The sequence below is a fragment of the Nostoc cf. edaphicum LEGE 07299 genome (assembly GCF_015207245.1).
Classification (GTDB): domain Bacteria; phylum Cyanobacteriota; class Cyanobacteriia; order Cyanobacteriales; family Nostocaceae; genus Nostoc; species Nostoc edaphicum_B.
Genome location: NZ_JADEXF010000574.1, coordinates 1 through 3,880, shown reverse-complemented (window position 1 = coordinate 3,880; position 3,880 = coordinate 1). Strand labels below are relative to the sequence as shown.

Annotated in this window: 3 protein-coding genes; all 3 read right to left on the bottom strand. The window is 39.5% G+C overall.

The window, feature by feature from the left end; all coding sequences use genetic code 11:
- Positions 1 to 151 precede the first annotated feature (151 nt).
- The 3 genes from IQ229_RS17075 to aqpZ all read right to left on the bottom strand — a co-directional run bounded on the left by IQ229_RS17075 (position 152) and on the right by aqpZ (position 3,177).
- Positions 152 to 1,492 carry an SCP2 sterol-binding domain-containing protein gene (locus IQ229_RS17075; protein ID WP_194045719.1) on the bottom strand — a complete coding sequence of 447 codons (1,341 nt, stop codon included), beginning with the start codon at positions 1,490 to 1,492 and terminating at the stop codon, positions 152 to 154.
- Positions 1,493 to 1,544: 52 nt separating this feature from the next.
- Positions 1,545 to 2,003 (bottom strand): MarR family winged helix-turn-helix transcriptional regulator, encoded by a 459-nt coding sequence (locus IQ229_RS17070; RefSeq protein ID WP_194045717.1) that lies wholly within the window; start codon positions 2,001 to 2,003, stop codon positions 1,545 to 1,547.
- 400 nt (positions 2,004 to 2,403) lie between these two features.
- Positions 2,404 to 3,177: an aquaporin Z gene (gene aqpZ, locus IQ229_RS17065; protein ID WP_194045715.1), complete on the bottom strand. Its 774-nt coding sequence runs from the start codon at positions 3,175 to 3,177 to the stop codon at positions 2,404 to 2,406.
- Positions 3,178 to 3,880: the final 703 nt, after the last annotated feature.

Here is a 3,880-nt window from a genome sequence, read left to right as displayed (position 1 = left end):
TAACTAGTCTGTTTAGTTTTATCGAATTAGTAAATAGTTTTTTAGCTAGAACTTCAATCATTATTTTTTAACCACTACAGTGCTTACTACAAATCCTAGAAAATTTTACAGACTAATAACTCAATCATCGCAAATATTCGATTATACTAATTTATGAGGGAAAACATTTTCCAAAAGCCTGAAGTAAACGTAATGATCCTCGAATGCGAATCTTCCTTCTAATTAGCGCCCAAACAATATTCTGTTCCTTAGCTAGAAACTGAAGCCAGGTGTGGCTGTCGGCAGTAATCTGAATATTGGCTGTTCCAATATGACTATTTTCTACCTGAATTGTCTTATCTTTAATTATGACTGTTGCCTGACATTCTTCCTTTCCAGTGAATGTGAAATGATAAATAGTATCCAGCCCTACTGATTGATTCCTTTGAAATAACAGAGGCAAACCGAAAAGAAACCCTTGAATAGAATTAGGGCGAATGCCATTGCTAACTTGCTTGACTTTCTTGTGTGGAAATCTTCGTGCAACGTAATCTTGGGCATCGGAACCTGGAACAACATAAATAGTTTCTTTTTTATCTTGTAAGGGTCGAACTACTTCTTTAACAAAGACTTTCTTATTCCTCAAAAATTGACCAATTACATCTTCCCCAGCTGGACAAGCAGCTACACAATAAGCTGCTTTATAGTTTGATTTGAAAGCAAGACTCTGCCACATTGATGCTGATTCCGAATCATTCACTTTTTGACGGTAGTCATGGGCACTTTTACTTTCGGCAATATCTTCTACCCAATCTGTGAATCCTCCCATAAACTCTCGATAATTGTGAGTGTAACAAGCTGAGAAGTTGAAATGTCCATCACCACCAATAGCTCCCACTGGACAAGCTACTACACATAATTTGCACTCCAGGCAGGGGTTATAGTCAATTGGTCTATTATATTTAGTTACTTCAGCTTCGATCAAAATCGTCCCTAGTAAAATAAAGTTGCCAAATTTGGGATGAATAACGTTGCGGTGAATCCCCATATGACCTAAACCTGCGGCTACAGCTACGGGTTTGTGCGAAACAACCCAAATTTTCCCTGGAAAGCGATCCATTTCCATTGGAAAACCCATTGCTGGGTTTAAAGCTCGAATTCCTTTTTGTTCAAGGGTAGCAACAATCTCATGAGCAATTTGGTTAACTTCATCGCCTGTAGTATGAAATTCTACGTTAGCTAGCGATCGCTCTAAACTACGGACATTCTCCCGGTTCATGCGACACACAAAGCTAACTAGTGTCTTCGTCGGTGGAAAAGCTACAAGAATATCCTGGCGTTGAGCAGCAATCTCTGGGCGATCAATCTCTACAAAGCCAACATCATCCGCTCCTAGCTCCAAGCACAGGCTACGTAGCCAATCAGCATCTAAAGGAGAAGCGATCGTCGAATCATTGATAGTGCTTTGTTCACGATACTGTCTGACAGTTGGATGGTTATCAAATTTAGACATATAGGTTTCCTAATTAAAAAATATGTGTATACACACTCTTTTGAGAAAAAAATTAGCCTTTATGCAGCAAGGATACAGTGTCGGATAAACCTGATAACAAAGTACTCCATCGTTCTTGCCCTAATTGTTCCAATACACGAGTTTGGGCTACTTCCCATAGAGGTAAAGCCTTTGCCAAAGCAGCTTGTCCTTTATCTGTTAAACTAATCACCCGCATCCGTTGATCCTGTCCTGGCTGAATCTGGAGCAATCCCTGCTTTTCTAGTGGTTTGAGATTACGTGTCAGAGTAGTTCGATCCATAACTAATTCTTGAGCTAGGCGCGTGATTGTTACTGAGCCAGCTAAGTTTATTGCAGTTAGCAAGGTGAATTGGTTAGCTAAAACTCCACTTGGTTGCAAAATCTCATCAAAAAGTTGCGTAACTGTGCGAGATGCTTTGCGGAGATTAAAACAGGTACAGGTAGCTGCAACTTTTTTGAGTAGAACTAATTGAGTAGTTTGGTCTTGCATAGGATTAAGTGTATATACACTTAAATATTCTGTCAAGCATTAATACTATTTCACTTTAAGGTTGATACAAATAGGCAGCAGGGGGAAAGGGTTACAGACAAATCATTTGTATCAGATATTTCGTGAAATGGTATAAGACGATAAATTTAGCGTTCCTTCTATCTAAGTGTTTCTGATAGAAATAGAATTAGTAATCCCCCAACAAAATAAATTTTGCTTGGCTCATTTGTTCTTTTAGTCGGAGGATTATTAAGAAATCTCAAAACGAAATCTCAAGTGATGCTTAGATTGGGCTGCATCTACGCAACTTTATCTGAGAGATTATAAGCACAAAGCAGCTCCAACTATTGCCCCTTTTGATGAACTGCTATAAATACACTCGTACAGTTCATAATGACTTTTAGACTAGCTCTTCGATGTTTTGCCGTTCGCCCACAGTTGATTCACTAAAAACGGCTGCGTACAACCATCCTGCTAAAATAGCCCCCAAGATCGGAGCTATCCAGAACAGCCAAACTTGTGAAAACATTTGTACACCTGCAAATAGAGCAACTCCAGTACTACGGGCAGGATTAACCGAGGTATTGGTTACAGGAATGCTAATCAGGTGAATCAAGGTGAGTCCAAAACCAATTGCCAGTGGTGCAAATCCTTTAGGAGCACGGCTGTCAGTCACACCCAGAATAATCAGCAGAAACATAAAAGTCATCACAACTTCACTAATGAAGCAAGCAAACAGCGTGTAACCACCTGGAGAATGAGTACCGTAACCGTTGGTAGCCAGTGGGTTGGAGCCAGTCAGGGTAAATCCAGTTTTGCCGCTAGCAATCAGGTAGATAATGCCCGCAGCAACAACTGCACCGATTACTTGAGAGACGATATAAGGTAGTAAGTCAGATCCTGGAAAGCGCTTACCTGCCCATAGCCCAAAGGAAACAGCTGGATTGAAATGACCACCAGAAATATGACCAAGAGCATAAGCCCCTGTGAGGACAGTAAGTCCGAATGCCAAAGATACACCGACTAATCCAATACCCAGTGGAAAAGAAGTACTTTCGCTGATTTTTGCTGCATCTGCCGTGTAGGCTGCGGCTATAACAGCACTACCACAGCCACCTAAAACAAGCCAAAATGTGCCGATAAATTCTGCCAAGCAACGTTTTGTGAGAGACATTTTTGGAAAATTCCTTGTTCCGCTACAAATGAGTAATAGTTACGTTACACAATGTTTAATTCATTGCTGTCAACAGAAAACCTATTGCCTTTTTTTGTGATGAAACTAAATTGAAAAAAATCGAATTTTTTTTCTCAATGGTTAATTGTGGTGATAGAATATGAAAATACAGTAAAATTTAAAATAACAAAAAAAATACTTAATTTCTTAATAATTTTGCTCTCATATTGAAGAATTCAGGAGTCAGCAATCTTGATACGACACTCTCTACGAGACGCTGCGCTATACGCTCTTTCGTTCAAAATACGCAACTGAATTCTGGCTCACTTCTTTACGAGAGGCTGTACTTTGACTAAGCTCAGTGACCACGCCAACGACTATGCTCAGTGACCTCCTGACGCCTTTATTCTGTTTTGATAAATTTGTTGCAATACGGTTGGTCTTAGCTTCAAAAACCGTAAACTGCGTAGGTTGATTATCTAGTAATAGTATCAAGGTAAACCCAACAATTCACCAAAAATTTTGGGTTTAGTTCTTCAACCCCACATCCAATTTTCTTGAACTCAATTGTGTTGAGATTTTTGCTCTAGTTAGTTTAATCTTCAACACTCCCATACCTTAAGGTGTAGGAGTGTTACTTACGCAGTTAGCTCGTCTAGAATTGAATTTATTCGTCAATCTGCCATGAATCCTTAGTTAATTC

Coding starts and splice junctions, on each gene's coding strand:
- IQ229_RS17075 (WP_194045719.1), bottom strand. CDS start 1,492: ATGTCTAAATTTGATAACCATCCAACTGTCAGACAGTATCGTGAACAA.
- IQ229_RS17070 (WP_194045717.1), bottom strand. CDS start 2,003: ATGCAAGACCAAACTACTCAATTAGTTCTACTCAAAAAAGTTGCAGCT.
- aqpZ (WP_194045715.1), bottom strand. CDS start 3,177: ATGTCTCTCACAAAACGTTGCTTGGCAGAATTTATCGGCACATTTTGG.